26 protein-coding genes are annotated in these 26040 nt (G+C 70.9%); 8 read left to right on the forward strand and 18 right to left on the reverse strand.

Translation table 11 applies throughout. From position 1 onward, the window contains the following. The gene (locus tag ACQPZX_RS05520; RefSeq protein WP_433375218.1) at positions 1-1077 is read right to left on the reverse strand and encodes a winged helix DNA-binding domain-containing protein; all 1077 of its coding nucleotides are present in this window, start codon (positions 1075-1077) and stop codon (positions 1-3) included. After that, the gene (locus ACQPZX_RS05525) at positions 1077-2249 is read right to left on the reverse strand and encodes an epoxide hydrolase family protein (protein WP_433375220.1); all 1173 of its coding nucleotides are present in this window, start codon (positions 2247-2249) and stop codon (positions 1077-1079) included. Before ACQPZX_RS05525 ends, ACQPZX_RS05520 begins: the two co-directional genes overlap by 1 nt. 63 nt (positions 2250-2312) lie before the next feature. On the opposite strand from ACQPZX_RS05525, the gene ACQPZX_RS05530 reads away from it, so the two are divergent. Further along, positions 2313-3281, forward strand: coding sequence for a helix-turn-helix transcriptional regulator (locus ACQPZX_RS05530; RefSeq protein ID WP_433375223.1), 969 nt, complete (start codon positions 2313-2315; stop codon positions 3279-3281). On the opposite strand, the gene ACQPZX_RS05535 is transcribed toward ACQPZX_RS05530, so the two are convergent. Further along, entirely contained in the window at positions 3262-3690 is a 429-nt protein-coding gene (locus tag ACQPZX_RS05535) for a response regulator (RefSeq protein WP_433375226.1), read from the reverse strand. The two genes, ACQPZX_RS05530 and ACQPZX_RS05535, sit on opposite strands and share 20 nt — an antisense overlap. 12 nt (positions 3691-3702) lie before the next feature. Continuing rightward, positions 3703-4089, reverse strand: a complete 387-nt coding sequence (locus tag ACQPZX_RS05540) for a response regulator transcription factor (RefSeq protein WP_433375228.1) — start codon at positions 4087-4089, stop codon at positions 3703-3705. A gap of 144 nt (positions 4090-4233) precedes the next feature. On the opposite strand from ACQPZX_RS05540, the gene ACQPZX_RS05545 reads away from it, so the two are divergent. After that, positions 4234-5076 carry an LLM class flavin-dependent oxidoreductase gene (locus ACQPZX_RS05545; protein ID WP_433375231.1) on the forward strand — a complete coding sequence of 281 codons (843 nt, stop codon included), beginning with the start codon at positions 4234-4236 and terminating at the stop codon, positions 5074-5076. Here the strand turns inward: ACQPZX_RS05545 and ACQPZX_RS05550 are convergent. Continuing rightward, positions 5073-5726 (reverse strand): GntR family transcriptional regulator, encoded by a 654-nt coding sequence (locus tag ACQPZX_RS05550; protein WP_433375233.1) that lies wholly within the window; start codon positions 5724-5726, stop codon positions 5073-5075. The genes ACQPZX_RS05545 and ACQPZX_RS05550 overlap by 4 nt on opposite strands. A gap of 62 nt (positions 5727-5788) precedes the next feature. Here ACQPZX_RS05550 and ACQPZX_RS05555 point away from each other — a divergent pair, with 62 nt between their 5' ends. After that, positions 5789-7045: a PQQ-binding-like beta-propeller repeat protein gene (locus tag ACQPZX_RS05555; protein ID WP_433375236.1), complete on the forward strand. Its 1257-nt coding sequence runs from the start codon at positions 5789-5791 to the stop codon at positions 7043-7045. Positions 7046-7063: 18 nt separating this feature from the next. On the opposite strand, the gene pilO is transcribed toward ACQPZX_RS05555, so the two are convergent. The 9 genes from pilO to ACQPZX_RS05600 all read right to left on the reverse strand — a co-directional run bounded on the left by pilO (position 7064) and on the right by ACQPZX_RS05600 (position 15914). Further along, positions 7064-7633, reverse strand: coding sequence for a type 4a pilus biogenesis protein PilO (gene pilO, locus ACQPZX_RS05560; protein ID WP_433375238.1), 570 nt, complete (start codon positions 7631-7633; stop codon positions 7064-7066). Further along, positions 7633-8325 (reverse strand): PilN domain-containing protein, encoded by a 693-nt coding sequence (locus ACQPZX_RS05565; RefSeq protein ID WP_433375240.1) that lies wholly within the window; start codon positions 8323-8325, stop codon positions 7633-7635. The genes pilO and ACQPZX_RS05565 overlap by 1 nt, the downstream gene beginning before the upstream one ends. Then, positions 8325-9350, reverse strand: coding sequence for a type IV pilus assembly protein PilM (gene pilM / locus ACQPZX_RS05570; RefSeq protein ID WP_433375243.1), 1026 nt, complete (start codon positions 9348-9350; stop codon positions 8325-8327). The genes ACQPZX_RS05565 and pilM overlap by 1 nt, the downstream gene beginning before the upstream one ends. Positions 9351-9366: 16 nt before the next feature. Next, complete coding sequence (locus tag ACQPZX_RS05575) at positions 9367-10155, reverse strand: prepilin peptidase (RefSeq protein ID WP_433375246.1); 789 nt, start codon at positions 10153-10155, stop codon at positions 9367-9369. Positions 10156-10232: 77 nt separating this feature from the next. Beyond that, positions 10233-10721 (reverse strand): type II secretion system protein, encoded by a 489-nt coding sequence (locus ACQPZX_RS05580; RefSeq protein WP_433375249.1) that lies wholly within the window; start codon positions 10719-10721, stop codon positions 10233-10235. Positions 10722-10811: 90 nt separating this feature from the next. Beyond that, positions 10812-12044 (reverse strand): type II secretion system F family protein, encoded by a 1233-nt coding sequence (locus ACQPZX_RS05585; protein ID WP_433375252.1) that lies wholly within the window; start codon positions 12042-12044, stop codon positions 10812-10814. A gap of 4 nt (positions 12045-12048) precedes the next feature. Then, positions 12049-13185: a type IV pilus twitching motility protein PilT gene (locus ACQPZX_RS05590; RefSeq protein WP_433375255.1), complete on the reverse strand. Its 1137-nt coding sequence runs from the start codon at positions 13183-13185 to the stop codon at positions 12049-12051. A gap of 47 nt (positions 13186-13232) precedes the next feature. Further along, positions 13233-14900 carry a GspE/PulE family protein gene (locus ACQPZX_RS05595; RefSeq protein ID WP_433375258.1) on the reverse strand — a complete coding sequence of 556 codons (1668 nt, stop codon included), beginning with the start codon at positions 14898-14900 and terminating at the stop codon, positions 13233-13235. A 39-nt stretch (positions 14901-14939) separates the two neighbouring features. Further along, complete coding sequence (locus ACQPZX_RS05600) at positions 14940-15914, reverse strand: GlxA family transcriptional regulator (RefSeq protein WP_433375261.1); 975 nt, start codon at positions 15912-15914, stop codon at positions 14940-14942. Positions 15915-16084: 170 nt separating this feature from the next. Between ACQPZX_RS05600 and ACQPZX_RS05605 the strand changes: the two genes are divergently transcribed. The 3 genes from ACQPZX_RS05605 (at position 16085) to ACQPZX_RS05615 (ending at position 19144) form a co-directional block, all read left to right on the forward strand. Beyond that, a complete protein-coding gene (locus tag ACQPZX_RS05605; RefSeq protein ID WP_433375263.1) occupies positions 16085-17269 on the forward strand; it encodes an MFS transporter in 1185 nt (394 codons plus the stop codon). Between the two features lie 32 nt (positions 17270-17301). Then, positions 17302-18477: an acyltransferase family protein gene (locus ACQPZX_RS05610; RefSeq protein ID WP_433375266.1), complete on the forward strand. Its 1176-nt coding sequence runs from the start codon at positions 17302-17304 to the stop codon at positions 18475-18477. 295 nt (positions 18478-18772) lie between these two features. Beyond that, a complete protein-coding gene (locus ACQPZX_RS05615; RefSeq protein ID WP_433375268.1) occupies positions 18773-19144 on the forward strand; it encodes an NUDIX domain-containing protein in 372 nt (123 codons plus the stop codon). On the opposite strand, the gene ACQPZX_RS05620 is transcribed toward ACQPZX_RS05615, so the two are convergent. Next, on the reverse strand, positions 19134-19436 hold the full coding sequence (locus ACQPZX_RS05620; RefSeq protein WP_433375271.1) for an STAS domain-containing protein: 303 nt from the start codon (positions 19434-19436) through the stop codon (positions 19134-19136). The two genes, ACQPZX_RS05615 and ACQPZX_RS05620, sit on opposite strands and share 11 nt — an antisense overlap. A gap of 66 nt (positions 19437-19502) precedes the next feature. On the opposite strand from ACQPZX_RS05620, the gene fxsT reads away from it, so the two are divergent. Next, positions 19503-21926, forward strand: coding sequence for an FxSxx-COOH system tetratricopeptide repeat protein (fxsT, locus tag ACQPZX_RS05625; RefSeq protein WP_433375274.1), 2424 nt, complete (start codon positions 19503-19505; stop codon positions 21924-21926). Here fxsT and ACQPZX_RS05630 read toward each other — a convergent pair. From ACQPZX_RS05630 to fxsA, 3 genes are read right to left on the reverse strand one after another with little or no spacing between them, the layout of a single operon-like run. Further along, positions 21923-23599: a putative bifunctional diguanylate cyclase/phosphodiesterase gene (locus tag ACQPZX_RS05630; protein WP_433375277.1), complete on the reverse strand. Its 1677-nt coding sequence runs from the start codon at positions 23597-23599 to the stop codon at positions 21923-21925. The genes fxsT and ACQPZX_RS05630 overlap by 4 nt on opposite strands. Before the next feature lie 25 nt (positions 23600-23624). Further along, positions 23625-25058 carry an aKG-HExxH-type peptide beta-hydroxylase gene (locus ACQPZX_RS05635; RefSeq protein WP_433375280.1) on the reverse strand — a complete coding sequence of 478 codons (1434 nt, stop codon included), beginning with the start codon at positions 25056-25058 and terminating at the stop codon, positions 23625-23627. Between the two features lie 25 nt (positions 25059-25083). After that, positions 25084-25269 (reverse strand): FxSxx-COOH cyclophane-containing RiPP peptide, encoded by a 186-nt coding sequence (fxsA, locus tag ACQPZX_RS05640; protein WP_433375283.1) that lies wholly within the window; start codon positions 25267-25269, stop codon positions 25084-25086. Between the two features lie 352 nt (positions 25270-25621). Between fxsA and ACQPZX_RS05645 the strand changes: the two genes are divergently transcribed. Next, complete coding sequence (locus tag ACQPZX_RS05645; protein WP_433375284.1) at positions 25622-26026, forward strand: hypothetical protein; 405 nt, start codon at positions 25622-25624, stop codon at positions 26024-26026. Positions 26027-26040: the final 14 nt, after the last annotated feature.

Here is a 26040-nt window from a genome sequence, read left to right on the forward strand (position 1 = left end):
CTAGCGGCGGATGCGCAGGTCATGGTTGGTGCCGGGGGCGGCCAGGGTGAGCAGGCGGGCGGCCTCGGCGTCGACCTCGGCGCGTTCGGCCGCGGTCAGGTTCCGGAACGGGTCGATCACGAGATTGCCCTCGCGAAGCTGCCACACGCCGGTCACCTCGCCGTCCACCAGGAGCGTCGCGTACATGCCGTTGCGGGTCGCCACCCGCTTGCGGGCCTCCTCCGACATGACCCGGGTGCGGTCGGCGTGGGAGGCCAGCAGGTTGTCGAACTCGGGCAGGAAGCGGACCGGCGCCGGGACATCGGCGCCGGGCCGTGGGGCGTCGGGGAGGTCGAACAACTCGACGCCGTGCTCGTCGCGGAAGACCGCCAGCGACGGGCGCAGGGACTCGAAGACGGGGCGCAGGCGGGTGCGGCCCGACCAGGTCTGGCAGTCGTTGATCGAGGCGGGGCCGAAGGCGGCGAGGTAGCGCAGGACGATCCGCTCGGCGTCGAAGGTGCCGGCGGGCTCGACGCCGGTCCAGTCGGCCGCCGTCGCGTAGCGGGTGGTGCCGCCGACGCCCCAGATGGCGCGTGGGGGCACCTGGACCAGGGGCACGAGATTGCGTACGACGGTGGTCAGCGCGTGGGGGTCGCGGTCGGGCCAGTGGTCGTGCAGGGCTGTTCCGAGCTCCTTGGGGGTGAGGTGCCGGGTGGCAAGGAGGTCCCGTCCGAAGGCTGCGACGGCGGCGAGGTCGAGGTCGGCCAACGGCGTCTTGAAGGCGGTGTTCAGCTCGCGGTCGAGGGCGGGCTGGGACCACGGTCGCAGCGCGGCATAGTCGGCCACGGTGACCAGGTGGATGGTGCTGCGGATCAGAGCAACCCGGAGGAGGCGGCGGGCGGTCAGCGCCGCCGACAGGGCGGCGGGGTCGAAGGTCTGCAGGCGGCACCAGAGGCCGTAATAGGGGGCGTACGGGGACTGGGCCTGCATGCCGACCAGGTGCGAGACCGCCGCCTCGGGTGTGGTGGAAGCACGCTCCAGCAGCATCTGGCGGGCCAGGAGGGCCCGGCCCAGCTCCCGTCGCCCCAGGGTTCGCATCAGCGAACTTTACGGAAGAACTGGCGGAGATCGTCGACCAGCAGATCGGGGGCGTCCTGCGAGGAGAAGTGGCTGCCCCGGTCGTACACGTTCCAGGACACGATGTTGCGGTGGTCGCGCTCGGCAAACGTACGGATGGACTGGAAGTCGAAAGCGAAATTGGCCAGCCCCAGCGGAACGGTGGTCGGCTCGGGGATCTCGGTGCCGCGACCGTTCGACTTCTGCCGGGCGGGAGCGGTCGCCGCGTCCTCGTAGTAGAACCGGGCGGCGGAGGCGGCCGTGTTGGTCAGCCAGAAGATGGCCACGTTGGTGAGCACGAAGTCGGGGTCGAGCGTCGGGCCGAGCAATTGCGCGTGCCAGCCCAGCAGCCCGGCCGGTGAATCGGCGAGGGCGTGAGCCAGGTTTTGCGGCTCGGTGGACTGGAGCTTGTCGTACGCACCCCGGTTGTTGACGAACCAGTCGGCGAAGGCGAGTCGGCCGCGCTCCTCCTCAGTGAGGCCCTCGAGCTCGGCGGGGTCGCCGGCGGGGAACGAGAAGACCTGCGTGACGTGCACGCCGCGGACATGCGCCGGGTCGGCCCGGCCCACCTCGGGCGAGACCAGCGAGCCGCCGTCGTTGCCGGCCGCGCCGTAACGCTCGTACCCCAGGCGGCGCATCAGCTCGGCCCAGGCGCGACCCACCCGATAGCGGTCCCAGCCCCGCTCGCGGGTGGGCCCGGAGAAGCCGAAGCCGGGCACCGACGGGATGACCAGATGGAACGCGTCGGCCGGGTCGCCGCCGTGGCGGCGCGGGTCGGTGAGCGGGCCGATCACGTCGAGCCACTCGACCACCGTGGTGGGCCAGCCGTGGGTCAGGATCAGCGGGGTCGCCTCCGGCTCCGGCGAGCGGACGTGCAGGAAGTGCACGGTCTGCCCGTCGATCTCGGTCGTGAACTGCGGGTACGCGTTGAGCCTCGCCTCCCAGGCCCGCCAGTCGTAGCCGGTGCGCCACCGCTCGACGAGCTGTCGCACGTAACCCACGGGCACGCCGTACTCCCAGCCGGGCGGGACCGGGCCGGGCGCCGCCGCCTCGGGCGCGGGCAGCTCCTCGGCCCATCGGGTGCGGGCCAGCCGCTCCTGGAGGTCGTCGAGGTCGGCCTGCGGGATGTCGATGCGGAACGGAGTGATTGTCATGGCCCGAAGCGTAGGAGCCATTTAGGCAAGCTTCGTTCCTAATGGAATGGCAGACTTCCGGGAATGTTGGAGACCTCGGCGCGGCTGCTGCGCCTGCTGTCGTTGCTGCAGACGCCGCGGGAGTGGACCGGCGCCGAGCTGGCCGAGCGGCTGTCGGTAAGCCCTCGCACGGTGCGCAACGACGTGGAACGCCTGCGCACGCTGGGCTATCCGGTGCACGGCAGCCGGGGCGCGGTGGGCGGCTACCGGCTCGGCGCCGGGGCCGCGTTGCCGCCGCTGCTGCTCGACGACGAGGAGGCGGTGGCGGTGGCGATCGGGCTGCGCACCGCGGCGGGCGGCACCATAACCGGGGTCGAGGAGACGTCGCTGCGCGCCCTGGCCAAGCTCGAGCAGGTCCTGCCGGCCCGCCTCCGGCGGAGGGTCAACGCCCTGCAGACGTACGCCGAGACGGTGCCCCGCGACGACCAGGGCCCGCGGGTGGACGCCGGCACGCTCAGCGCCCTCGCCGCCGTCTGCCGCGACCACGAGCGGCTGCGATTCGACTACCGCCGCCACGACGGGAGCGAGAGCCGGCGCGAGGCCGAGCCGTACCGGCTGGTCAACTGGGGTCGGCGGTGGTACCTGGTCGCCTTCGACATCGAGCGCGACGACTGGCGGACGTTCCGGGTCGACCGGCTGAGCCCGCGCACGCCGACCGGTCCCCGGTTCACCCCGCGCGAGCTTCCCGAGGAGGCCGTCGATCAGGTGCGCCGGGGCGCGTCCTCGGCCGCGTGGCGGTACCGGGCCCGGGTCGTCGTGCACACGCCGGCCGGTGTTCTCGCCGAGCGGATCACCGCCGCCGTCGGGACCATCACCGCGATCGACGACACCAGCTGCCTGCTGGACACCGGCGCCGAGAGCGTCGAGACGCTCGCCGTCCACCTCGGCCTGCTCGGCCACGACTTCACCGTGACCGGGCCGCCCGAGCTGGTCGAGCACATCCGGCTGCTGGCCGGCCGCTACCGGGGCGCGGTCAGCGACCCGAGGACATGAGCAGCGAGTTCACCCGGCGCAGCATCTCGCGCTGGCTGAACGGCTTGGGCAGGTAGTCGTCGGCGCCGGCCGAGAAGCCGAGGTCGAGGTCGCTCGGGCGGCTGTTCCCGCTGATCATGAGGACCGGGATCCGCGCGGTCTCCGGCCGGGCGTGCAGCTCCTGGCAGACGCGGAGGCCGTCCAGCTGCGGCATGGTCACGTCGAGGATGACGACCCGGGGCCGCGCCTCGACGGCGAGGCTGAGCGCCGTGCGGCCGTTGTCGGCGCTCAGCGTGCGGTAGCCGGCGACCTGGAGCTTGAACGCGATGACGTCGCGCACGTCGTCATCGTCGTCGGCGATGAGGATGGTCGGGCTGGGCGGCGCGGAGATGGGCGCCGAGGTGAGAGCCGAGACGAAGTCCGTGGTCATCCGGGGGCCGCCTTAGAGGGAAGGGTGTCGGTTGGTGATCAGTTCCTGGAGCTCGCCGACCAGCCGGCGCGGCGAGAGCGGCTTCGGCAGGTACCGGTCGGCGCCGGCGCCGAGCCCGGCGTCCACGTCGTAGGCGTGGGCGTTCGCCGAGATCATCAGGATCGCGGTGTCCCGGACGTCCGGGTTGCCGCGGGCGAGCCGGCAGAGCTCCATGCCGTTGAGGGCCGGCATGCGCACGTCGGTGATCAGCCCGACCGGCTTGGCCACCGTGAGGATGCGGGCCGCGGTGTTTCCGTCCTTGGCCGCGACGGTCCGGTAGCCGACCCCCTCGAGCGCGAAGGTGAGCATGTCGCGGATGTCCGCGTCGTCCTCGGCGATCAGGATCAAATTCTGGTTCATCCGGGGATTCCTCTCGGTCGGCTGTCCGGCTGATCGACCGCGGACGGGTGCCGATGAACGAGATCTTGGTTGCGGCCCGGGTGCGTCATCTGCTGATGGCAGAAGAGCTGGGCCCGGGCGAGCGGCATCGGCGAGGATCGGCCGATGGTGACGTTCTCGCTCCAAGCCCAGCCGACCACCGCCGCCGAGTGGCTCGATCTCGCCCGCCGGGCCGAGGCGATCGGCTTCGAGGCCATCCAGGCGGCCGACCACCCCGGCGCGTGCGCCTCGCCCTTCGTGGCGCTCGCCGCGGCGGCCGCCGTGACCACAAAGATCAAACTAGGGTCGTACGTGTCGAACGCCGGCGTTCGCGAGCCGATCCTGCTCGCCTCCGATGTCGCCACGCTCGACGTCGTCTCCGGCGGCCGGGCGTTCCTCGGCATCGGCGCCGGGCACACCCCCGCCGAGTGGGCGGCGGTCGGCCGCGAGCGTCCCGATGTGCGCGGCCGGGTCGAGCACTGCATCGAGGTCACCGAGCGCACGCGGGCGCTGCTCGACCGCGAGCTGGAAAAGCCGCGCCCGGTCCAGGAGCACGTCCCGATCCTGTTCGGCGGCGGCAACACCCGGCTGCTGCGCTGGGCCGCCGCGGGCAACGTCGACCGCATCGGGCTCTCCGGCCTCGGCCGCACCCTCGAGGACGGTCACATGCACGAGACGCGCTGGCGTCAGGACCAGATCGACGCGCAGGTCGAGATCTGCGGCGACACCCCGGCCGAGGCGCTGGTGCAGCGCTTCGAGGTGACCGACGACGCGGGCGCCGCCTACGCGAAATGGGCGGAGGAGATGAAAGAGGACGAGTCCGACCTGATCGCGGCGCCCTACGTCTTCGCCGGCACGCTCGACGAGATCGTCGCCAAGCTCGGCGAGATCGAGCGCCGCTGGGGCATCACGCATTTCGCCGTGCGCACCCCGGCGATCGAGGGGGTGGAGCAGATCATCAAGCGCTAGAGGTCGTCGAAGAGCTCCCGCTCGACCCGGTCCCGGTAATCGACGTAGATCTGCCGGTACCGCGCCAGCGCGCCCTGGGTGTTTCCGGCTTCGAGGAGGTCGATGATCGCGTCGTGCCCCTCGATCCAGATGTCCCACAGGCCGCTCTCGGCGGTCATCGCGAGGATCCGCATGGTGCGCGCGACCACGAGGTCCACCATGGACTGGAGCTCGCGGTTGCCGCTGGCGAGGATCACGATGGTGCTGAAGTCGGCGCCGGCCGCACCGGCGGCGAGCACGTTGCCGGCGCGCAGGGCCTCGACGAACTCCTTCTGCCGCTGGCGCAGCAGGTCGATGTGGGTCTCGGTGAGGTTGTCCACGCCCCACTCGAAACCGGCGCAGGCCAGCACGCTCATCACGTCGATCAGCTCGAGCGCGTTCTTCTGCGTCACGCGCGTGACGTGGCGGGTGCGGTTGGGCGCGATGTCGATCAGGCCCTCGACGGAGAGCTGGGCGATGGCCTCGCGCACCGGGGTGATGCTGACACCGAGCCGCGACGCCAGCTCGGCGTCCTTGATCAGCGTGCCCGGAGGGAGCTCGCCGGTCACTATCTCGTTGCGCAGTTGCCGGACCACGGCCGCGGTGCGGGTCGGTGGGACCGCATAAGACATACGGGCAGAGTACTCACGGTTACCGGATGCCGACGCGGGCACTCGCCGTGCATGCTGAACCCATGGTCGCCGAGGTCCCGCTGATCGATCTCGACCGCCCGCCCCCGGGTGGCGAGACGACCGGAGCCGCCCTGCGGCCGCGCCGGGCGAGAGTGCTCGCGGTGCTGGTCGTCGCGCTGCTCGCGTTGGGCGGCTCGGTCGTGCCGCCACCCGGGCTGACGCCCGTGCTGTCGGTGTCCGAGCCGGTCACGGCGGTCGAGCTGGGTGCCGGGTCGCTGTTTCTGTCGACCCCCACTTTCGTACGCCGTTACGACCTGCCCGCCGGCGACACCCGCTGGACGCGGCCGTTCGACCAGGCCGTGCAGACCCTGTGGACCGACGACGCCGGCCGGATCGTGCTCGTGCTGTCCGGCGCCGAGCAGCAGCGGCTGACCGCCCTGGACGCCGCTTCGGGCCGTCAGCTGTGGTTCCAGGATTCCCCCGACACGGCCGTGCTGGCGCTGGGCCGGGGCGGCGTGCTCACCCAGTCGGGGGTGAACGGCACGAGCGCGTTGCGCCTGATCGACTCCGTCACGGGCCGCACGGTCTGGACCCGGGAGGTCGAGCCGGCGGGCTTCCTGGGCCCGGACGAGCTATACCACGGCGGCTCGTCGTGGATCGTCGCGGTGGGCAACTCCGGCGACGTGGTCGTGCTCTCGTACGCGGACGGCAGCGTGCTCTCCCGCGGCGACCTCGGCCTGATCTACGAGCAGGGCGGCGACCGGTCGGTGCCGGCCAACGCGACCTCGGTCAGCGTGGTCGGCGACCGCCTCTACCTGTCGCGGCGGGTGCGCGGGCGGGCGTCGCTGACCGCGTATTCGGTGCGGCCGCTGACCGCCCTGTGGCGCACCGAGGGCGGCCCGGTCGGCATCGTGTCGGACTGCGGGGCCGTGCTCTGCGTGGCGGACACCCGCTGGGTGACGGCGGTGGACCCGGCCGGCGGCGGAGTGCGGTGGGAGCAGCCGTCGTGGGGGATCGCCTACCGGTACGACGCCGGGCGCTTGTTCGCGTACGACAACCAGGAGGACGCCAAGGCGGCCCTGATCGACGCCGGCACCGGCCGGGTCCTGCACCCGCTCGGGCACAGCCGCCAGCTGGGTCGCTTGATCCTGCGCACCGAGGGCATCCGCACCTGGGTGTCGATCCCCGACGAGGCGACCGGCGACCTGCGCACGGCCGGCTCGATGACGCACGTGGCCTCGTTCCGCTGCCAGCAGGACGGCGGCTATCTGGTCTGCCCCACCCTGACCGGAGACACCACGGTCTGGCGCGTCAGCTGACGGGAGCCCGGAAGAGGCCTAGTAGGCCGCCGTGCAGGTGGCACTCGAGCGGCAGAAGGCGAGGAGTGCCACCGTGGCCGCCATGTCGGTCGCGTCGCCGCTGCTGAGGTTGATCGAATTGACCAGGACGGCGCGGCTCTGCACGTTCTGCAGGCGGTTGAAGAACTTGCTGAGGTCGGCCGGCGGGCCGGTGGCGATGAGCGTGATCGGCACCGAGATGACACCGTCCGTGCCATCGACCTTCGCCGGGACGCCGACGCTGACGCCGCTGACCACGACGCCCGCGGCGGTGCCCGAGGTCTGCAGCGCGCGCAAATAGTTGGGAATGTCGTACGAGGCGGGCATGGCCGCCGTCTTGGCGTTGAGCTGCGCCGTGTAGGACGGGAGGTTCTTCGCCTTGGCCTGCAGGTCGGTGAGCTGATGTTTGAGGGTGACCAGGGCCAGCTCCTGGTCGTCGATCTGAGCCTGTTTGTCGTCCCGGTCGGCGTTGATCGGTTTGATCGCCAGGAGGTACGCGACCACGACGATAACGATGATCCCGGCCAGGCCGCCGAGCATCCACAGTCGGTCGGTGCGACGGATACCCATCATTTACCTCCGCAGGTCTTGGCGCTGTACCGGCCGCAAAGGAAGGTGGTCTTGATGCTCGCGGTGAGGGTGTACGTCCAGCTGGTCCCATCCTTCTGGGTCGCCGAGGTGAGGTAGACGTCGGTCATGCCGTTCACCTTGGCGACCGCGTCGACGAAACCGGCAATGGTGGGTTTGTCCTTGGCATCGCCCGTGATCGTCAGCGTGCCGACCGTGTCGGTGCTGGTGGCGCCGGAGTTGTCCGCGTCCAGTGCGCCGGAGAGGGTCGAGAGGGTCACACCCTTGGCGGCGGCCGTGCTGCGCAGCGAATCCAGCAGCGTCTGCCAGGGCAGGTCCTTGGCGAGCGCGCTCTTGAGATCGGCGGCGATCTGGTCCCGGGTCTCGATCGCGTCGGTGACCTTCGTGTATTTCTGCGAGCGCGTCTCCTTGCGGATCACGTCGACCTGCCCGGTGACCGAGGCGAGATCGTCGTTGACCAGATCGCGCTGCTTGTCGGCGTGCCAGTACCACCCGCCGAGGAGCACGGCGACCACGGCGACCGCGCCGGCGAGCACGACCCGGGTGCGGCGGGCATTGCGGCCGGCCATGATCTCCGGGGGCAGCAGGTTCGCCCGGATCGGCAGGACCCGGTTGACGTGCTCCGGGGAGACCGCGGGATCGAGCGGCATGAGGGCCGTGGTGCTGTTGCTCATCAGGCTGCCGCTCCCAGGGTCAGGCCGATCGACACGGCGGCCGACGGCACGAAACTGTCGAACCCGCGCTCGCGGCCCTTGCGGGTGTCACGCAGCCGGCTGGCGCTGTCGGCGTACATCACGGTGATGCCCAACTGCTGCTGCAGGTGCTCGGCGAGGCCGGGCATCAGCGCGCTGCCGCCGCAGAGCGCGAGCCGCGTGACCTGTTTCTGCCGCTCGCCCGAGGCGAGGTACGTGAACGAGCTGCGCAGCTCGCTGGCCAGCGGCCGGACCGCCTCGGTGGCGGCGTCGACGGTGACCGGGTCGCCGTCGCCGTGCAGGCCGTAGTGGCATTTGATCGCCTCGGCCTCCTGCTGCGGAACGCCCAGCCGGGTGGCGATCGAGCTGGTGATCTCGGTGCCGCCGCGCGGCACGGTCCGGACGATGAGTGGTTCGCCGTCGGCGTGCACGACCACGCTGGTGACGTCCGAGCCGATGTCGACGATGGCCTCGACCTGGGCGTCGAGCCGGGAGGCGGAGCGCAGCAGAGCAAACGACGCGAGGTCGACCCCGACCACGTGCAGCCCGGCCTTCTGCGCGGCCTCGACCGCGGTGAGCACGGCCTCCTTCGGCATGGCGATCAGGAGCCCGCGCACCGTCGGGTTGCTGCCCGGCTCCTCGAGCGGGTAGAAGTCGAGCACCGCCTTCTCGACCGCGAGCGGCAGCGCGTCCTTGACCTGGAACGGCAGCGCCTGCTTCAGCTCCTTGGCCGGCAGGTTGGCGACCGACATCTCGCGCACCACCAGCTGCGGGTGGGTGACGCCGATGCTGACCCGCTTGGTGCCGAACTTGCACGCCGCCCAAAGCTGCTTGAGCAGTCCGGTGATCGCCACCGGGTCCTGCACCACCCCGCCGGTCACGGTGCCCGGCGGCAGCGGCATCTGGCCGAAGTTGTTGAGCGCGAACCCGTCCTTGTTGCGGCGGACCTCGACGGCGCGGATCGAGGACGAGCCGATGTCCAGCCCGATCGGGATGACTCCGGCCATCTGCGCGTCCCTTCGTTCAGGCGGTGGGTGTGATCAGGCCCGTGTACCAGCTGACGATCGGCGCCGCCGCGAAGACCGCGAGGAAGGCGCCGGCCAGCATGTACGGGCCGAACGGGATGCGGCTCTTACGAGTGGCCGCACGCGCGGCCAGGAGCAGTACGCCGACGAGGCCGCCGAGCAGGAAGCCCGCGAACGCGCCGACGATCACCGAGCCCCAGCCGAGCCAGCCGAGGTAGAAGCCGAGCAGCGGGGCGAGCTTCACGTCGCCCCAGCCCATGCCCTTGGGCAGCACCGCGAGGACCCAGTAGCCGGCGTAGAGCAGGACGGCCGCGATCAGGCCGCGGACGACGGCGCCCCAGCTGTGCTCGGCGATCACCGCCGGGATCAGCAGGAGCGGGGCGATCGCGTACGAGGGGAGGACGATCTTGTCGGGCAGGCGCTTGAGGTCGATGTCGATAGCGGCCAGCGCGATCGCGATGGCGGCCAGGTAGAGGTAGGCCGGGAGCTCCCAGGACCAGCCGAACTTCGCGGCCACCGCCACGAACAGGACGGCGGTGCCGGCCTCGACCAGGGGATAACGCGCGCTGATCGGCGCCGCGCAGTCCGCGCACTTGCCGCGCAGGATCAGCCAGCCGAGGACCGGGACGTTGTGCCGGTTGCGGACCGCGTTGCCGCAGTGCGGACAGTGCGAGCCCGGCCGCGACAGCGACTCGTTACGCGGCAGCCGGTAGATCACGACGTTCAGGAACGAACCGACCGCCAGCCCGAGCAGGGCGATCACACCGAGCAGCATGGGCTGCGGCATTTCGACCTCCTCGGGCTGGTGGTGGGCTGTCCGGGTGGCGCGGTGGAGCGCCGCCCGGGTCATGCTTCAGCCGATCGTCACTGACAGGTGTCCATGCTGGCGCCGGCCACCGCCGTGACGGAGCCGCCCTTGGCGCTGTCGTACACATAGACCTTGTCGCTGCCGCCGTCGTTGGTGGCGCAGACGAGGTAGGAGAGCTTCTTCGTGGGCTCGAGGACGTAGGTCATCGTGGTCTTGTCGGACAGGGTGACCCAGCCGCTCTGGTCGGTCGACGCGGTGGTCGAGCCGTCCTTGAGGCTGAAGCTCTTGGCCACCTTCTTGACGTTGGCGGCGGTCGGCGCCGGGTAGGTGTTGCCGTTGTCCGTGTAGAACTGCTCGATCGCGCTGACCGCGCCGCGCACGTCGCTCTGGGCCGACTTGTCGGCCGCGCCCTTGCGGTAGTTCAGGTAGACCGGGACGGCGATCGCGACCAGGACGCCGATGATGACGACGACGACGAGGAGCTCGATGAGGGTGAAGCCCTCGTCGCCCTTCTTGGCGCGGAGCCGGTTGATGGTCTCGTGCATTGGGGGTGCCTCCGAGGCTGTGGGGGTGGGGCAGGGAAGGGGTGTTGCAGGGTCGACCTCAGATCGGTCGTCCGCGGCGGTACTTGAGCTTCAGTTGCTCTGGATGTTCTGGTAGATGGTGAACATCGGGAGGTACAGACAGACCACCATCCCGCCGACCACGGCGCCCATGACGAGCACCATGATCGGTTCGATGGAAGCGGTCAGGGATTCGGCGGCGCTGTCGACTTCCCTGTCGTAGAAATCGGCAACTTTGTCGAGCATCTGACTGATCTGACCGCTTTCTTCCCCGACTTCGATCATCTGGGTGACCATCTCGGGAAAGATCTTGTGGTGCCGCATGGCGGACGACATGGGCTGGCCGTCGCGTACGGCGCCCTGGACGTCCTTCATCGCGATGTTGATGACCTCGTTGCCGGTGGTCTCGCCGACCACGGCGAGCGCCTGCATCACCGGCACGCCGACGTTGAGCAGCAGGCCGAGGTTGCGGGAGAACCGGGCGATCGCGAGTTTCTGGAGCAGCGGGCCGAAGACCGGCATGCGGATCTTCAGTTTGTCGACGGCGAGCCGGAAGTCGGCGCTCGCCCGCATCTGCCGCTTGTAGCCGACCGAGCCGCCGACCATCAGGATCACGATCAGCGGGCCGATCCACCACATGTTGTGGCTGGCGTCGACGAGGAACTGGGTGATCGCCGGCAGCTCGCCGCCGAGGCTTTTGAACATCGACTCGAAGATCGGGACGATGAAGATCAGGACGGCCGCGATCAGCACGAACGTGAAGCCGAGCACGATCGCCGGATAGGTGAGCGCGCTCTTGATCTTGCCGCGGAGCGCGGTGTCCTTCTCCAGGCTGTCCGCGATCTGCTCGAGCGCGCGGTCGATCATGCCGCCGGTCTCGCCGGCCCGGACCATCGCGATCATCAGGCGCGGGAAGATCTTGTCGTGCTTGGCCATCGCGGCCGAGAGCGAGAGACCACCGGCCACATCCGTACGCGTCTCGCCGATCGCCACTTTGAGCGACGCCGCCGAGGTCTGCTCCTCGAGGATCGCCAGCGACCGCAGCAGCGACATGCCGGACGAGGTCATCGTCGCGAACTGCCGGGCGAAGATGGCGAGGTCCTTCATCTTCGTCCGGCCGCCCAGGCCCGGGATCTTCAACTCCTTGTTGAGACCCTGGCCGGCGCCGCTCACCTCGAGCGGCACCTCGCCACGTTGCCGCAGCATCTGGGTGGCGGCCGCCTCGTTGGGCGCCTCCACCGTGCCCTTGGACTTGCGTCCGGTGGCGTCGATGCTGCTGTAGTGGAACGTCTTGGTCACGGGCATGGCATCACATCCGGCCGATCAATCGCTTGAGTTCCTCCTGCGAGTGGCAGAGCTCGAGAGCGACCTGGAGGGCGACCTTCCCCTCCCGGACCTTCTCGGCCAGGTCCTGGTCGAAGGCGAGCATGCCCTCGGAGCCACCGGCCTGCATGAACGAGGGGATCTGGTGCGACTTGCCCTCCCGGATCAGGCTCCTGATGGCCGGGGTGGCGGTGAGGATCTCGGCGATCACCGCCCGGCCCTTGCCGTCCGCGGTGGGCGCCAGCGCCTGCGTGACCACACCCTGCAGCGAGGCGGCCAGCTGCGCGCGGATCTGGAGCTGCTGATGCGGCGGGAAGATGTCGATGACGCGGTCGATGGTCTGGGTGGCGCTCTGCGTGTGCAGGGTGGCCAGCACCAGGTGACCGGTCTCGGCCGCGGTCAGCGCGGTCGCCGTGGTCTCCAGGTCGCGGAGCTCGCCGACCAGGATGATGTCCGGGTCCTGCCGCAGCGCGTGCTTGAGCGCGCTGGCGAAGTCCTCGGTGTCCGAGCCGACCTCGCGCTGGTTCACCACGCTGCGCTTGTGCGGGTGGAGGAACTCGATGGGGTCCTCGATGGTGATGATGTGCGAGGCGCGGCTGCGGTTGGCGAGGTCCAGGATCGACGCGAGCGTCGTGGTCTTGCCGGAGCCGGTGGGGCCGGTGACCAGCACCAGGCCGCGGGGGAGGTGGGCGAAACGGGCCACCGAGGCCGGCATGCCCAGCTCGTCCAGCGGCTTGATCTTGTGGGGGATGGCCCGGAAGACCGCGCCGCACGAGTTGCGCTGCACGTACAGGTTGCCGCGGAAGCGGGAGACGCCCACGATGCTGTGCGCGAAGTCCAGCTCCTGGCAGTCCTGGAAGGTCTGCCACTGCGCCGGCGAGACCGCCGCGCGGGCCAGCAGCGCGGTGTCGGCCGAGTTGAGGTTGCCGTATCCCGGCAGCTGCCGCAGCGAGCCGTTCACCCGGATCATCGGCGGGGTGCCGACGGTCAGGTGCAGGTCGGAGCCGCCCGACTCGACGAGCGTGACGAGCATCTGGTTGAGCACGGCGAGGTCGCCCTGCGCGGACGCGGGCGGCTCGACCGGCGCCGTCTGGTGCGGCACCTGCTGGTCGGTCGTGTACATCAGCTCCCCTATCGGACGATTTCGGGATTTGCTTAGCTGGGCCTGCCTTAGATGGCGACGCGGGAGATCTCGCGCACGGATGTGAGGCCGCCCGCCGCCTTGGCCAGCCCGTCCGCCCGCAGGTCGTACATGCCCTGGTCGAGGGCCACCTCGCGGATCTCGTTGGAGGAGGCCCGGCGGATGGTCAGCGACTCGATCTCCGGCGAGATCGGCATGACCTCGTGGATCGCCAGCCGGCCGCGATAGCCGGTGTTGGCGCAGTTCCGGCAGCCCACCGGCCGGTAGAGCGCCTCCGGCACGGTCAGGTCGTCGAACGGCCACCGGGCGCCGACCAGCTCCTCCTCGGTCGGCCGGTACGCCTCCTTGCACCAGTCGCACAGCCGCCGGGAGAGCCGCTGGGCCAGCACGCAGTCCAGCGACGACCCGACCAGGAACGGCTCGATGCCCATCTCGGTGAGACGGGTGACCGCGCCGGGCGCGTCGTTGGTGTGCAGCGTGGAGAGCACGAGGTGGCCGGTGAGCGACGCCTCGACCGCGATCTGGGCGGTGTTCGAGTCCCGGATCTCACCGATCAGCACCACGTCGGGGTCGGACCGCAGGATGGCCGGCAGCACCGCCGCGAAGGTCAGGCCGGCCTTCGCGTTGACCTGCACCTGGTTGACTCCGCGCAGGCGGTACTCGACCGGGTCCTCGACCGTGATCACGTTGATCTCCGGCTTGCTGATCCGGCCCAGCGTCGCGTACAGGGTCGTGGATTTTCCGGACCCGGTGGGGCCGGTGACCAGGACCATTCCGTGCGGCTTGGTGAACGACTCGGCGAAGCGGTCGAGGTTGTGCTGGGTGAAGCCCAGCTTGTTCATGTCGAGGTCGATGCCGCCGGTGTCGAGCACCCGGAGCACGATCTTCTCGCCCCACACCGTCGGCAGCGTGGCGGTACGCAGGTCGACCGGGCGGTCGCGGATCAGCGCCGTGATGCGGCCGTTCTGCGGCACGCGCTTCTCGGTGATGTCGACGCCCGACATGATCTTGATGCGGGAGGTGAGGGCCGCCATGACACCGCGCGGCACCACGTCGACCTCGTGCAGCACGCCGTCGATCCGGTAGCGCACCCGCATGTCGTCCTCGGTCGGCTCGAGGTGCAGGTCGGAGGCGCGGTTCTGGACGGCCTGCTCGATCAGGTTGTTCACGTAGCGCACGATCGGCGCGTCGTCGACGCTGGTGGCCTGGGCGGCCATCCCGGCCTGGTCGTCCTGCTCGCCCTCGGCGAGCTCGCCGAGATCGCTGGACTCGCGCTGGAGCTTCTCGATGATCCGGCGGACCTCGGAGCGGGCCACCACCACCGGGCGTACGGTCATGCCGGTTGCCGCGCGGACGTCGTCGAGCGCGACCACGTCGCCCGGGTCGGTCACGCCGACCGTGAGCTCGCCGTCGGCCATCGACAGGCCGAGCACGCGGTGCCGCAGCACCACCGGCAGCGGGATGCGCTTGAGCGCCTGCGGGTCGGGGGTGAAACCGGCCAGGTCGAGCGTGTTGATGCCGAAGGCCTTCGCGGCCGCGGCGGTCAGCTGCTCCTCGGTGACGACATTGTCGTTGATCAGGACGGCGCGCACCGACCGGCCACTGCGCTGGGCCTCGTCCGCCGCCGCGTCCACGGCATGCGCATCGACGCCGATCTGCTTGAGCGCGTCGAGCAACGGGCGGAAGGTCTGGTCCATGACCCAGACGATCGGACAAACGTCCGCCGAGCTGAGGGGCTATGAGACAGATTGCAGCGGCTGCCGGAATGTCTTCCGGTACGCGCTCGGCGCGACGCCGATCGTGGCCTGGAGGTGCTGCCGTAGCGCCGTGGCGCTGCCCAGGCCCGAGCGCCGGGCCACCGTGTCGACCCCCAGATCGGTCGACTCCAGCAGAAGTTGAGCGTGCGTGACCCGCTGGCGCAGCAGCCACTGCCGCGGGCTCATCCCGGTCTCCTCCCGGAAGCGCCGGGTGAATGTGCGCACGCTCATCCGGGCGTGCGCCGCCATGTCTTCCAGGGAGACCGGCTCGGCCAGGCGGTCGAGCGTCCAGGCCCGGGTCGGCTCGGTGCCCGAGCCCGCGCTGTGCGGCACCGGGCGCTCGATGTACTGCGCCTGGCCGCCCTCCCGGAACGGCGGCACCACGCAGCGGCGGGCCGCCCGGTTGGCCACCTCGGCGCCGTGGTCGCTGCGCACGATGTGCAGGCAGAGGTCGATGCCGGCGCCGACCCCGGCCGAGGTGAGGATGCTGCCGTCGTCCACGAACAGCACGTCGAGGTTCCACTTGACCTGCGGATACAGCGCCGGGATGCAATCGGCCCAGGCCCAGTGGGTGGCGGCCGGGCGGCCGTCGAGCAGGCCCGCCGCGGCCAGCACCGACGCGCCGGTGCAGATCGAGACGATCCGGGCGCCGCGCTCGGCGGCATCGAGCAGGGCCGCCCTGACATCCGGCCGCAGCGTGCCGTCGGTCACCGTGCTTCCGCCGTCGACGCCCGGCACGACGATGGTGTCGGCGGTCGCCAGCTCCTCGAGGCCGTGGTCGGGCACGACGGTGAAGCCCGAGGTGCTGCGGACCGGGCCGGGACCGCAGACGCGTACGTCGTAGAGGCGCTGCTCGCCGGCATCGCGGGCGGCCCGGAAGATCTGGGTCGCGGTGCCGAGGTCGAACGGGACGACATGTTCCAGCACCAGGATGGCGACCACATGTTTGCGCATGGCCCAATTCTTGCGCATGATGGCCTTCCGGCCACTCGTCTGATCGGGTGCGGACGCCGAGTATTGATCACGTGCAGAAGACGTACAGGATCCATCCTGCTTGGTTTGTGGCTCTTATTGCCTTTGTCGCGTTGGTGGGCGCCGCCGGTTTCCGGGCGACACCCTCGGTCATGCTTCGTCCGCTGCACGAGGAGTTCGGCTGGTCGCTCGGCACCATCTCCGCCGCCGTCTCGGTCAACCTGCTGCTCTACGGCCTCACCGCCCCGTTCGCGGCGGCCCTCATGGAGCGCTTCGGCATCCGGCGGGTCGTCATGGGCGCGCTGCTGCTGGTCGCGGCCGGGTCGGGCCTGACCGTCTTCATGCAGCAGAGCTGGCAGCTCATCCTCTGCTGGGGTGTGCTGGTCGGGCTCGGCACCGGCTCGATGGCCCTCGGCTTCGTCGCGGTCATCGCCAACCGCTGGTTCGTCAAGCACCGCGGACTGGTCACCGGCGTGCTCACCGCCGGCGGCGCGGCCGGCAACCTGGTCTTCCTGCCGGTGCTGGCCTCGCTCACCGAGCACCAGGGCTGGCGCTTCGCGGCCCTGACCGTCGCCGGCGTGGCGCTGCTCGTCGTGCCGCTGGTCTGGTGGCGGCTGCGCGACCACCCGTCCTCGCTGGGCCTCGGTCCGCTCGGCGGTTCCTATGAAGAGCCGAAACCGATCGCCCCCGCCGGCGCCGCCCGCACCGCGCTGCGCGCCCTCGGCCAAGCCGCCCGCACCCGCCCGTTCTGGTTGCTGGCCGGCGGTTTCGCGATCTGCGGGGCCACCACGAACGGCCTGGTCGGCACCCACTTCATCCCCGCCGCGCACGACCACGGCATGGCCGAGACCGCGGCCGCGAGCCTGCTGGCCCTGGTCGGCTTCTTCGACATCGCCGGCACGATCATCTCGGGCTGGCTCACCGACCGGGTCGACTCCCGGGTGCTGCTCGGCGTCTACTACTTCGGCCGCGGCCTGTCGCTGCTGGTCCTGCCGTCGCTGTTCGCGGCGAGCGCCCACCCGAGCATGGTCGTGTTCATCCTCTTCTACGGCCTCGACTGGGTCGCCACCGTGCCGCCGACCGTGACCCTGTGCCGCGAGTACTTCGGCGCCAGCGGCCCGGTCGTCTTCGGCTGGGTGTTCGCCTCGCACCAGTTCGGCGCGGCGATCGCGGCCAGCTCGGCCGGCCTGCTGCGCGACCAGTTGGGCACCTACAACGCCGCCTGGTACGGCGCCGGGGCGCTCGCGATCCTGGCCAGCCTGCTGAGTCTGATGCTCTTCGCCGGCAAGCGGCTCAAGCCGGTCGCGCCCGGGATCGGCCTGGCGCCCGTCGCCTGAACGTTTCCGCTCCGCCGTCCGTGAACTGTGAAGTGAGCGGGGGACGGGTATCGGGGCTGGACGGTCTGCGCGGCTTATGCGCCCTATATGTGCTTTTGTTCCACTGTTGGGCGTACACGTTCCGGGGCTTCCCCCGCTATCGCGGGCCGGAGTGGTTGAGCTGGCTCGGATTCGGGCGCCTCGCCGTGGTGATGTTCCTGGTGCTGTCGGGGTTCTCGCTGGCGATGGCGGCCGCGCGGAACGGCTGGCGCCTCGGCAGCCTGCGCCGGTACGCCCGGCGCCGGGCCTGGCGGATCCTGCCGGCGTATTGGGCGGCGCTGGCGTTCAGCCTGGTCATCGCCTGGACCGTGGTGCGCCAGCCGCACTCGGCGGAGCCGACTTCGGAGTCGGTGGTGGTCTACGCCCTGCTGCTGCAGGACCTGATCGCGGCGCCCACCCCGAACGGCGCGTTCTGGTCGATCAGCGTCGAGGCGCTGCTGTATGCCGTGCTTCCGCTGCTCGTGTTGCTGTGCCGGCGGGTCGGACCGGCGGCGATGCTGGCCGTCGTCACGCTGCCGGTGCTCGTGATCGGGTTCGTTGTTTACGGCGGGTCGCCGCCGCAGGGCGACAACTGGCTGGCCCCGCATCTACTGCCGGCCTTCGCGGCCGGTGTAATGGCGGCCGGCGTGGTCGCGGCCGGCTGGTTTCGCCGGGTGCCGTGGGCGGTGCTGTCGGTGGTGGCGGCGGTGCCGGTCGGGGTTCTGGTCCTGCATCGGGGCGCGGGCTGGATGGTCGACAACTACTACTGGGTCGACCTGGCGGTCGCGCCGGCGATGACGATGCTGCTTCTTGCGGTGGTGGACGGGCGGCCTGCGATTTTGGTTCGGCTGCTTGAGTCGCGGGCTCTGAAGCGGCTGGGGTCGTTGTCGTACAGCCTCTATCTGATTCACCTGCCGATCGTGGTTGTGGTGACGCTGAAGGTGGTCATACCGCGGTTGGGGCGGGGGGTTGACTCGTTCACCGTTACTACTCTGGTGGCGGGTGGGCTCTCGCTTGTCGTGGCCTGGGTTTTGGCCAAGCTGTTCGAGTTTCCGTTTCAGCGGTATCGGTCTTGGGGGGAGCTCAAGAACGCCGTCCGGGCCGTTGGTGGTCAGGCGGCCCAACCGGCGGCGAGCGTGCCGAAGCCGGCGGCGCTGGTCGATGCCGTCCGGCAACCGGCGGATGGCTGAAGCGTGGAAGATCCTGGGGCTCTGCCCCAGACCCCGGCCATCGCTCGGAGATCGGCCGCGTATTGGTTGCGGTGGGGGAGTGGGGAATTGGTGTTCGGAGCGCGCCGGAAGTTATCAAGATCGGAATGCGGGTGGTGTGACAGCGGGGCGAAGCTCGCTCTGGCCGGCCGCTTATCCTGCGGGGATGGGTGAGGGTGGCGGGCGGTCCTATGTGGAGCGCATGAGGGCGCTGGTTGGGCAGGAACCGCTGGTGGTTGCGGCTGCGGGTGTGCTCGTTTGGGATGGGCAGGGGCGGGTGCTGCTTCAACAGCGCTCCGACGATGGGTCCTGGTGTATCCCGGGTGGGGCGGTGGAGCCGGGGGAGCGGCTTGAAGAGGCTGCTCGTCGGGAGCTTCGGGAAGAGACGGGGCTGGTCGCTGGGGAGCTGACTCTGCTCTCGGCGCGGGCCGGTCCGGAATGCCTTCTGGTCTACCCGAACGGGGACCAGTGTCAGGTGATCTCGCTGACCTATCGGGCCGAGTCGTGGGCGGGGGAGCTTGACGTTGCGGACCCGGAGACCGTGGACCTCCGGTTCTGCGACCCGCTCGGGCTGCCGGAGATGAACTCCTACAACCGGGCGCTCTTCGACCACCTGGCGTCGGAGGGGCACCTTCGGGCTACGGGGTGACCTCGACTACCTCCAGGAGGCCGCTCAAGGCCAGGATCTGGTGGACCGAGCGAGTCGGGCCGGCCAGGCGGAAGCGGATTCCTTTTTCTCTCGCGCGCTGGAAGCCGTAGATCAGGGCGCCCAGGCCGGTGGAGTCGATGAAGGACAGTTCCCGCAGGTCGACCACGATTTCTCGGGTGTGGGCGGCCAGCGCTTCCTCCAGTGCCACCCGCACCTGGTCGACGGTGAGGACGTCCACTTCGCCGCGCAGGGAAACCCTGGTGGCGTCACGGTCTGTGTCGACACTGGTCACGATCTCATCAGGCAACAGAGCCGTCCTTCTTTCGCTGTGGTCACGTTTCCACGTACGGTAATCGGCATGCCGATCCTGGGCGGCCTCCCGCCACGTAACCCCGGTTTCGTGGGTCGCGAGGATCTCCTCTCCCGTCTGCACGGCCTGCTGACCGCGGGGCCGGTGGTGTTGCTGCCCGGCGAGGAGCATCCGCTGGGCGGGACCGGACGTACCCAGCTGGCGGTGGAATATGTCTACCGCTATGCCGAAACGTACGATCTGGTGTGGTGGATCCCGTCGGAGCAGTCTTCCGGGGCGCGGCAGGCGCTGATCGGTCTGGCGCAGGAGCTGGCGCTGCCGGAGGCGGGCGACATCAACCGCACTTTGGCGGCGGTGCGCGACGCGCTGAGCCGGGGCGAGCCGTATCGGAACTGGCTCGTGGTCTTCGAGGACGCCAACCGGCCCGAGGAGATCAAGGCCTATCTGCCCAGCGGTGCGGGGCATGTGCTGATCACCAGCCGCAATCCGCGCTGGCCGGCCGAGGTGGCGCAGTCGTTGCCGGTGGAGGTGTTCGAGCGGGCCGACAGCGTCGACCTGTTGCGCCGGCGCGGGCCGGAGGTCTCGGCGGCCGATGCCGAGCGGCTGGCGGAGCGCCTCGATGACGTGCCGATGGCGTTGGATCTCGCCGCCGCGACGCGCGCGATGACGGGATGGCCGGTCGAGGAGTATCTGTCGCGGTTCGAGGCGCAGGGGGAATCCCTGGCGTTCCCCACCCCGATCCGGGTGGCGTGGGGGCTCGCGGCCGACGCGCTGCGGGTCGACTCGCCGGCCGCGTATCAGCTGCTCGAGCTGGGCGCGTTCCTGGGCAGCGCGCCGGTGTCCTGGCGGTTGCTGTGGGGCGCCCGCATGCTGCCGCTCCCGGCCGAGCTGGCCCCGGCCGTACGGATCGAACGGCGGTTGAAGGCCGCGCTGCGCCTGATCGGCCGTTACGGTCTCGCCGAGCTGGACCCGCCGGGCGAGCACCTGCTCGTGCACCCGTTGTCGCGCAGCATGCTCGGCCAGAGCCTCAGCTCCGATCGGCACGCGGCGCTGCAGGCCACCGTGCGGGCCATGCTCGCCGCCGCCGACCCGGGCGACCCCGACGACCCGGCCGGGCGGCCCCGGTATTCCGAGCTCACCCCGCACCTGATCCACTCGGATGTGCTGGGCGCCGGCGCCGAGGAGATCCGGCAGCTGGTGATCAACTGCGTGCGGTTCCACTACGCGGCCGGCGACTACGACTCCAGCCGTGACCTGGCCGCCTCGGCCGTGGCCCGCTGGCGCGACACCCTGGGCGAGGACGACGAGCAGACTTTGCTCGCGTCGTTCCACCTGGCCAACGCCCTGCGCGCGCTGGGCCGCAGCGCCGAGGCCCGGGTGCTCAACGAGCAGACCCTGCGCTCGCAGCGGGTCGCGCTCGGCGGCGACGACGAGACCACCCTGGCCACGGCCAACAGCGTCGGCGCCGACCTGCGCATTCGCGGCCACTTCGGGCAGGCCCGCCAGCTCGACAACGACAACATGCTGCGGTACCGGCGCGTTCTCGGCGACGGCTTCCCGACCGCGCTGCGTTGCGCCAACAACCTCGCCGCCGACCTGCGCCTGCTCGGCGACTTCCGGGGGGCCCGCGCGCTCGACGAGCAGGTGCTGCGGCAGCGGCAGGCGACGCTGGCCGAGGGGCATCCCGAGATCATCTCGTCCCGCGCGGGGCTGGCGTTCGACCTGTTCGGGCTGGGCGACTACGCGGGCGCGGCCGAGGTGCTGGCCGCCATCCGGGCCGGCGCGATCCCGGACGACCACCCGTTCGCGCTCTGGGCCGCCCGGGTCGCGGCGATGGCGGCCCGGCGCCGCTGCCTGCCCGACGCGCGGGAGACGGCCGAGACGACCGTCGACCTGTGCCGGCGCCGGTTCGGCGACCTGCACGTCGAGACGCTCGCCGCGATCGTCACGCTGGCGCACGCGGCGACCGCGACCGGCGATCTCGGCCACGCGCAGGACCTGCTGGAACGCGCGGTGGTGCGGTACCACTCGCTGCTCGGCGACGATCATCCGTTCACGCTGTCGGCCTCGGCGGCGCTGGCCGGCGTGGTGCGCACCGGCGGCGGCCACGTCGAGGCCCGCCGGATCGACCAGGAGGCGTTGCACGGCCTGCGGCGCAGCGTCGGCGCCGATCACCCGTTCACGCTGGCCTGCGCCAACGGCTACGCCACCGACCTGTTCGGGCTGGGCGAGCGGCAGGAGGCCCAGCAGATCGCCGCCGACACCTGGCAGCGCTCGCACCTGCTGCGCGGCGCCGAGCACCCCGACACGCTGGCCTGCGCATGGAACGCGGTGCTCGACGGCGGCGACGAGGAGGCCCGGCTCCAGGTGACCGCGGCCCTCGCCAAGGTCTATGGCGAGGGCCATCCGCTGCTGTCCCGGGTCGCCGCGGGGGAGCGGCTCGAGACCGAGGTCGACCTGCCGCCCCTTTAAGCGACGGCCGTTTGCGTGCCCAGCAGGGCGGTGATGCCGTCGGCCGGCATCGGCTTGGCGAAGTGGTATCCCTGGGCGTGCGCGCATTCCAGGCCGCGCAGCCGCTCCGCCTGGCCGGCGTCCTCGACGCCCTCGGCGACCGGCGACAGCCCGAAGGTGCGGGCGATCTGCAGGACCGCCTCGGCCACCGACGCGCCCGTCGCGGACTCCGGCATGGCCTGGACGAACGATCGGTCGATCTTCACCACGTCCACCGGCAGGGCGCCCAGGTGGCTCAGCGACGAGAAGCCGGTGCCGAAGTCGTCCAGCGCTATCCGGACGCCCAGCGTCTTGAGCGAGCCGAGCACCCGCGCCGACTCGGCCAGGTCGGTCAGCGCCACCGACTCGGTCAGCTCCAGCACCAGCAGCCGCGGCGGGATGCCGGTCTGCTCCAGCACCGCGCGGATGTCCTCGGTCAGGTGCGGGCTGCCCAGCTGGGAGGCGGACAGGTTGACGTTCAGCTCGAAGTCCGGGTTGTCGCGCTGCCACTCGACGGCCTGCCGGCACGCCTGGTCGAGCACCCAGATGCCCAGCTCCGGCATCAGCCCGATCTCCTCGGCGAGCTCCAGGAACGCCGCCGGCGGAAGCAGCCCGCGCGACGGGTGCTGCCAGCGGACCAGCGCCTCGACGCCCACGGTGTGCTCGCCGGCCAGGTCGACGATCGGCTGGTAGTGCACTTCGAACTGGTGCTCGGCGAGCGCCCGGCGCAGGTCGTCCTCGTCGTGCCGGCGCTGCTCCGCCTGGGCGAAGCGGGCCGGGTCGAACCGGCGGGCGACGCCCTTGCCGTCGTCCTTGGCCTGGTAGAGGGCGGCGTCGGCCTCGCGCAGGATCGCGTCGACGTCGTGGCCGGTGCCGCGGGTGAACGCGATGCCCGCGCTCGCCCGGATCGTCAGCACGACGTCGCCGACCACGAGCGGCTGGAGCAGGTCGCGCAGGATCCGGTTGGCCACGGTGTCGGCGATCTGGTCGTCGGTGAGCCGCGGCAGCAGCACCACGAACTCGTCGCCGCCGAGGCGGGAGACGGTGTCGTTGGTGCGCACGTTCGCGTTGAGCCGCTCGGCGGTGACCCGCAGCAGCTCGTCGCCGGCCGCGTGGCCGTAGGTGTCGTTGACGCCCTTGAACCCGTCGAGGTCCAGCAGGATCACGGCGGTCATGGTGTCGTCGGCGTCGGCGAGCGCGTCCCGGGCGTGGTCCATGAACATGGTCCGGTTGCCGAGGCCGGTCAGCGGGTCCCGGAACGCCTGCCGGGCGAGCTGGGCCCGCTGCCGGGTGAGGTCGCGCATGAGTCCCTGGTTGGTGCGGGCGCCGAGGAACTGCCGCACCAGGATGGTCCCGGCGACCGCGATGATCAGCCAGGTGAGCGTGTTCCGGTCGCCGATGTTGATCATGGCTGCCACGACAACGGCCGCGCCGACCGGCGCGTACTGGGCGAGCGGCCAGCGGTCGGCCAGCTTGGAGATCACGACGCTGACCACCACGACGATGCCGACCGGCAGCAGCCAATCGAGCACCCCGCGGTCCTCGTCGTGCAGCCGTTCGAACACCAGCGGCCAGGCCAGCACCATCAAGGACGCGAAGATCATGGCCTCGTCGATGACGCGACGCACCCGATCCAGTGCCTTGCTGGAACTCATCACTCACCTCCGGGCCTTCCATCGGTCAGGCCGGTGGCGACTTGAGGCTTCCTTCCAGCCACTCCGCGACAATCGCGACGGGGATCGTCCGGAAATATCCGTGCATGTCGCGCACGGCTTCGGGGCGCTGCCGCACGCATTCCCACGGGCCGACCAGGGCGACTCCGGCCCAGAGCTCCGCTTCCGCCGCGTCGTGGCCGGGCTTTTCCAGACCTTTCACGTACGCGTCGAGAGCGGCCCCCGATTCACCACGCAGGTAGGCGTCGTCACCGGGCCGTTGGCGGCCTGCGGGCGGAAGACCTTGGTCACGCTCCCGCTCGCGGAGCGCCCGATGCACGAGATCGAGCCGGGTGCTGCGCTCGAGGGCCCGCCCGCCGCCACTCCGAAGGGTCGGCTCGGGGAGCCGTGCCGGCCGGCCCGCTTCCCAGTCCGCGACCAGCCCGCCGACATCCACGCTGAGATTCCGCAGCCGCCACCGGACCCGGTGCTCGAGGTTGGCCCCTTCGGCCAGTCGGGCGACGTCGGCGTCGACCGGCTCGCCCAGCCAGCCGCCGGCCTCGTCGCGCATCGCCTCGACGAAGCGGACGCCGGCCGGGGTCAACGAACCGTCCGCGAGCAGGGCATCCGCGGCGCCGGCCACGGCGGCCCGCCAGCGGGCGAACTCGAAGCGGGCCAGCGGGCCGGCCTCGGCGCGCCAGAAGCGGGTCACCGCCAGGTAGGCGTAGGCGCCGTGGAGCAGGCCGAAGGGCGGGCGCGGGTCTTCCCGCCAGGGGGAGTAGGTGGCGGGCGCGCCCGTGCCGACCAGGTCGAACAGGGTCCGGGTGGCGTTCAGGAGGCTGTGCTGGGTCTCGTGGATCAGGCCAACGGCGAAGGACGTCGCGTCGGCGGGCGGGGAGAGGGCGACGGCGCCGAAGGCCTCAGACGAGGTGGCGCTCAGGCCGGCCGCGCCGGGGTCGGGCTCGATCGGGACGATCACGCGGACGACGGCGGCCAGGATCTCGGCGGCCGGGCGGTGGCGGGTGACCAGAATCCGCCAGGCGCCGGCGAAGAGGCGCTGCCAGCGGGCGGCCTCGGCGTCGGTCAGCTGTCGGGAAGGTGTCAGCCCCAGGCGGGAGCGCAGGGGATCGGTGTCCTCGAGGCGGACGCGCAGGGTCAGGCCGTCATGGGTGGCGGTCAGGTGGCGCGCGGAGGCGACCGGATCGGGCGGGAGGTCGGCGCCGGTGCGCAGGGCGGCCAGCGTGGCGGCGGTGTGCAGGGCGAGGAGGGGATCGGCCAGGGCGTCCGCGCGCGCCCCGGCGTACCAGATGGGGATTTTGATCGTGGGGTTTTTGAGGGTCTCGGTCAGCAGCAGGAGATGGCGGCTGATCTGGGAACGGCGCAGGTCCTCGACGGTGGCGGGGCTCGGGCGGCCGGCAGCCAGCGCGGCGAAGGCCTCGTCGGTCAGGCGGAAGGTGCGCACGGGCACTCGTCTCGGCCGGCGTCGCTCAGAGGGCCGAGTTGAAGCCGGCCGTGGGCTCGCCCGGGTCGTCGAGCTCGGCGTGCAGGCGGCGCAGGCAGTGGGCCAGGGCGGTGTCGCCGTCGAGGGAGGCCAGTTCCTCGAGGGACATGCCGGACACGTCGACCATCGGTGACTGCCACTCCGCGACGTCGTTCACGGTCGTCCGGTCCACGACACCCCCTCTCCGACTCGGCGGTAACAATCAATGTATTGCGGCAAGGCTACGGTGGTCGCTGGGGTGGGTGGTGCCCGGGCGGAGCTGGCGGGTGCGCATGATGTCGTTGCGCGTCCGTGATCTCATAGGACGCCAACAGCATGAAAGTCGGCAACGGAGGACAAAACTGTGCCGGGTGGAAATCTCGCGGATCGGCTCGCGGCGCTCGACGCGTCCGCGACCGGTGACGACGGCTCCGAGGGGGCGGCCGAAGCCGAGTCGGCCGAGCCGACGATGCCCGTTATGCCCTTCCCGACCTTTGAAAACGTGCCCACGCTGCCGCAGCAGCTGCCCGGCAATGGATACGAGAGTGGAAGGGACAGCCGTGCCCGGTGACGTTCCCCAGCTGCCCCGGCGCGGGCCGGCCCCCGCGGTCGACCGGATGAGCAACGCGGAGCTGGCGCGGATGGTCGAGTCCGAGCACCCGTACCGGGGCAAGGCGCTCTTCGAGCTGTCCGATCGGATTCCGCACGACGACGACGCGGCGACGAAGGTGGCGATGCTGAGCCGGCTGAGCTCGCTGCGGCGGGCGCGGCTCTTCGACCGGGTCTCGCTGGCCTGGTCGGCGATCATCGCGCTGCTCGCGGCGGAGACGGCGCATGCCCGGGCGTCGGCCTACGAGGCGTTCGGCGCGCTCGAGCCGGAGGAGCAGCGGGACATGCTCGACTATCTGGAGGTCTCGGCGATCGAGGAGGCCCACCCGCGCATCGCGTGAGCGGGCCTCACGGT

The sequence above is a fragment of the Actinoplanes sp. CA-142083 genome (genome assembly GCF_050942195.1).
GTDB lineage: Bacteria > Actinomycetota > Actinomycetes > Mycobacteriales > Micromonosporaceae > Actinoplanes.

Excerpts from the sequence above, each read along its gene's own strand:
- ACQPZX_RS05535 (WP_433375226.1), bottom strand. The coding sequence starts at position 3,690 with ATGACCACGGACTTCGTCTCGGCTCTCACCTCGGCGCCCATCTCCGCG.
- ACQPZX_RS05565 (WP_433375240.1), bottom strand. The coding sequence starts at position 8,325 with ATGAGCAACAGCACCACGGCCCTCATGCCGCTCGATCCCGCGGTCTCC.
- ACQPZX_RS05605 (WP_433375263.1), top strand. The coding sequence starts at position 16,085 with ATGCTTCGTCCGCTGCACGAGGAGTTCGGCTGGTCGCTCGGCACCATC.
- pilM (WP_433375243.1), bottom strand. The coding sequence starts at position 9,350 with ATGGCCGGAGTCATCCCGATCGGGCTGGACATCGGCTCGTCCTCGATC.
- ACQPZX_RS05555 (WP_433375236.1), top strand. The coding sequence starts at position 5,789 with ATGGTCGCCGAGGTCCCGCTGATCGATCTCGACCGCCCGCCCCCGGGT.
- ACQPZX_RS05550 (WP_433375233.1), bottom strand. The coding sequence starts at position 5,726 with ATGTCTTATGCGGTCCCACCGACCCGCACCGCGGCCGTGGTCCGGCAA.
- ACQPZX_RS05600 (WP_433375261.1), bottom strand. The coding sequence starts at position 15,914 with ATGCGCAAACATGTGGTCGCCATCCTGGTGCTGGAACATGTCGTCCCG.
- ACQPZX_RS05580 (WP_433375249.1), bottom strand. The coding sequence starts at position 10,721 with ATGCACGAGACCATCAACCGGCTCCGCGCCAAGAAGGGCGACGAGGGC.
- pilO (WP_433375238.1), bottom strand. The coding sequence starts at position 7,633 with ATGGGTATCCGTCGCACCGACCGACTGTGGATGCTCGGCGGCCTGGCC.
- ACQPZX_RS05575 (WP_433375246.1), bottom strand. The coding sequence starts at position 10,155 with ATGCCGCAGCCCATGCTGCTCGGTGTGATCGCCCTGCTCGGGCTGGCG.
- ACQPZX_RS05590 (WP_433375255.1), bottom strand. The coding sequence starts at position 13,185 with ATGTACACGACCGACCAGCAGGTGCCGCACCAGACGGCGCCGGTCGAG.
- ACQPZX_RS05630 (WP_433375277.1), bottom strand. The coding sequence starts at position 23,599 with ATGAGTTCCAGCAAGGCACTGGATCGGGTGCGTCGCGTCATCGACGAG.
- fxsT (WP_433375274.1), top strand. The coding sequence starts at position 19,503 with ATGCCGATCCTGGGCGGCCTCCCGCCACGTAACCCCGGTTTCGTGGGT.
- ACQPZX_RS05545 (WP_433375231.1), top strand. The coding sequence starts at position 4,234 with ATGGTGACGTTCTCGCTCCAAGCCCAGCCGACCACCGCCGCCGAGTGG.
- ACQPZX_RS05595 (WP_433375258.1), bottom strand. The coding sequence starts at position 14,900 with ATGGACCAGACCTTCCGCCCGTTGCTCGACGCGCTCAAGCAGATCGGC.
- ACQPZX_RS05525 (WP_433375220.1), bottom strand. The coding sequence starts at position 2,249 with ATGACAATCACTCCGTTCCGCATCGACATCCCGCAGGCCGACCTCGAC.
- ACQPZX_RS05540 (WP_433375228.1), bottom strand. The coding sequence starts at position 4,089 with ATGAACCAGAATTTGATCCTGATCGCCGAGGACGACGCGGACATCCGC.
- ACQPZX_RS05530 (WP_433375223.1), top strand. The coding sequence starts at position 2,313 with ATGTTGGAGACCTCGGCGCGGCTGCTGCGCCTGCTGTCGTTGCTGCAG.
- ACQPZX_RS05585 (WP_433375252.1), bottom strand. The coding sequence starts at position 12,044 with ATGCCCGTGACCAAGACGTTCCACTACAGCAGCATCGACGCCACCGGA.
- ACQPZX_RS05520 (WP_433375218.1), bottom strand. The coding sequence starts at position 1,077 with ATGCGAACCCTGGGGCGACGGGAGCTGGGCCGGGCCCTCCTGGCCCGC.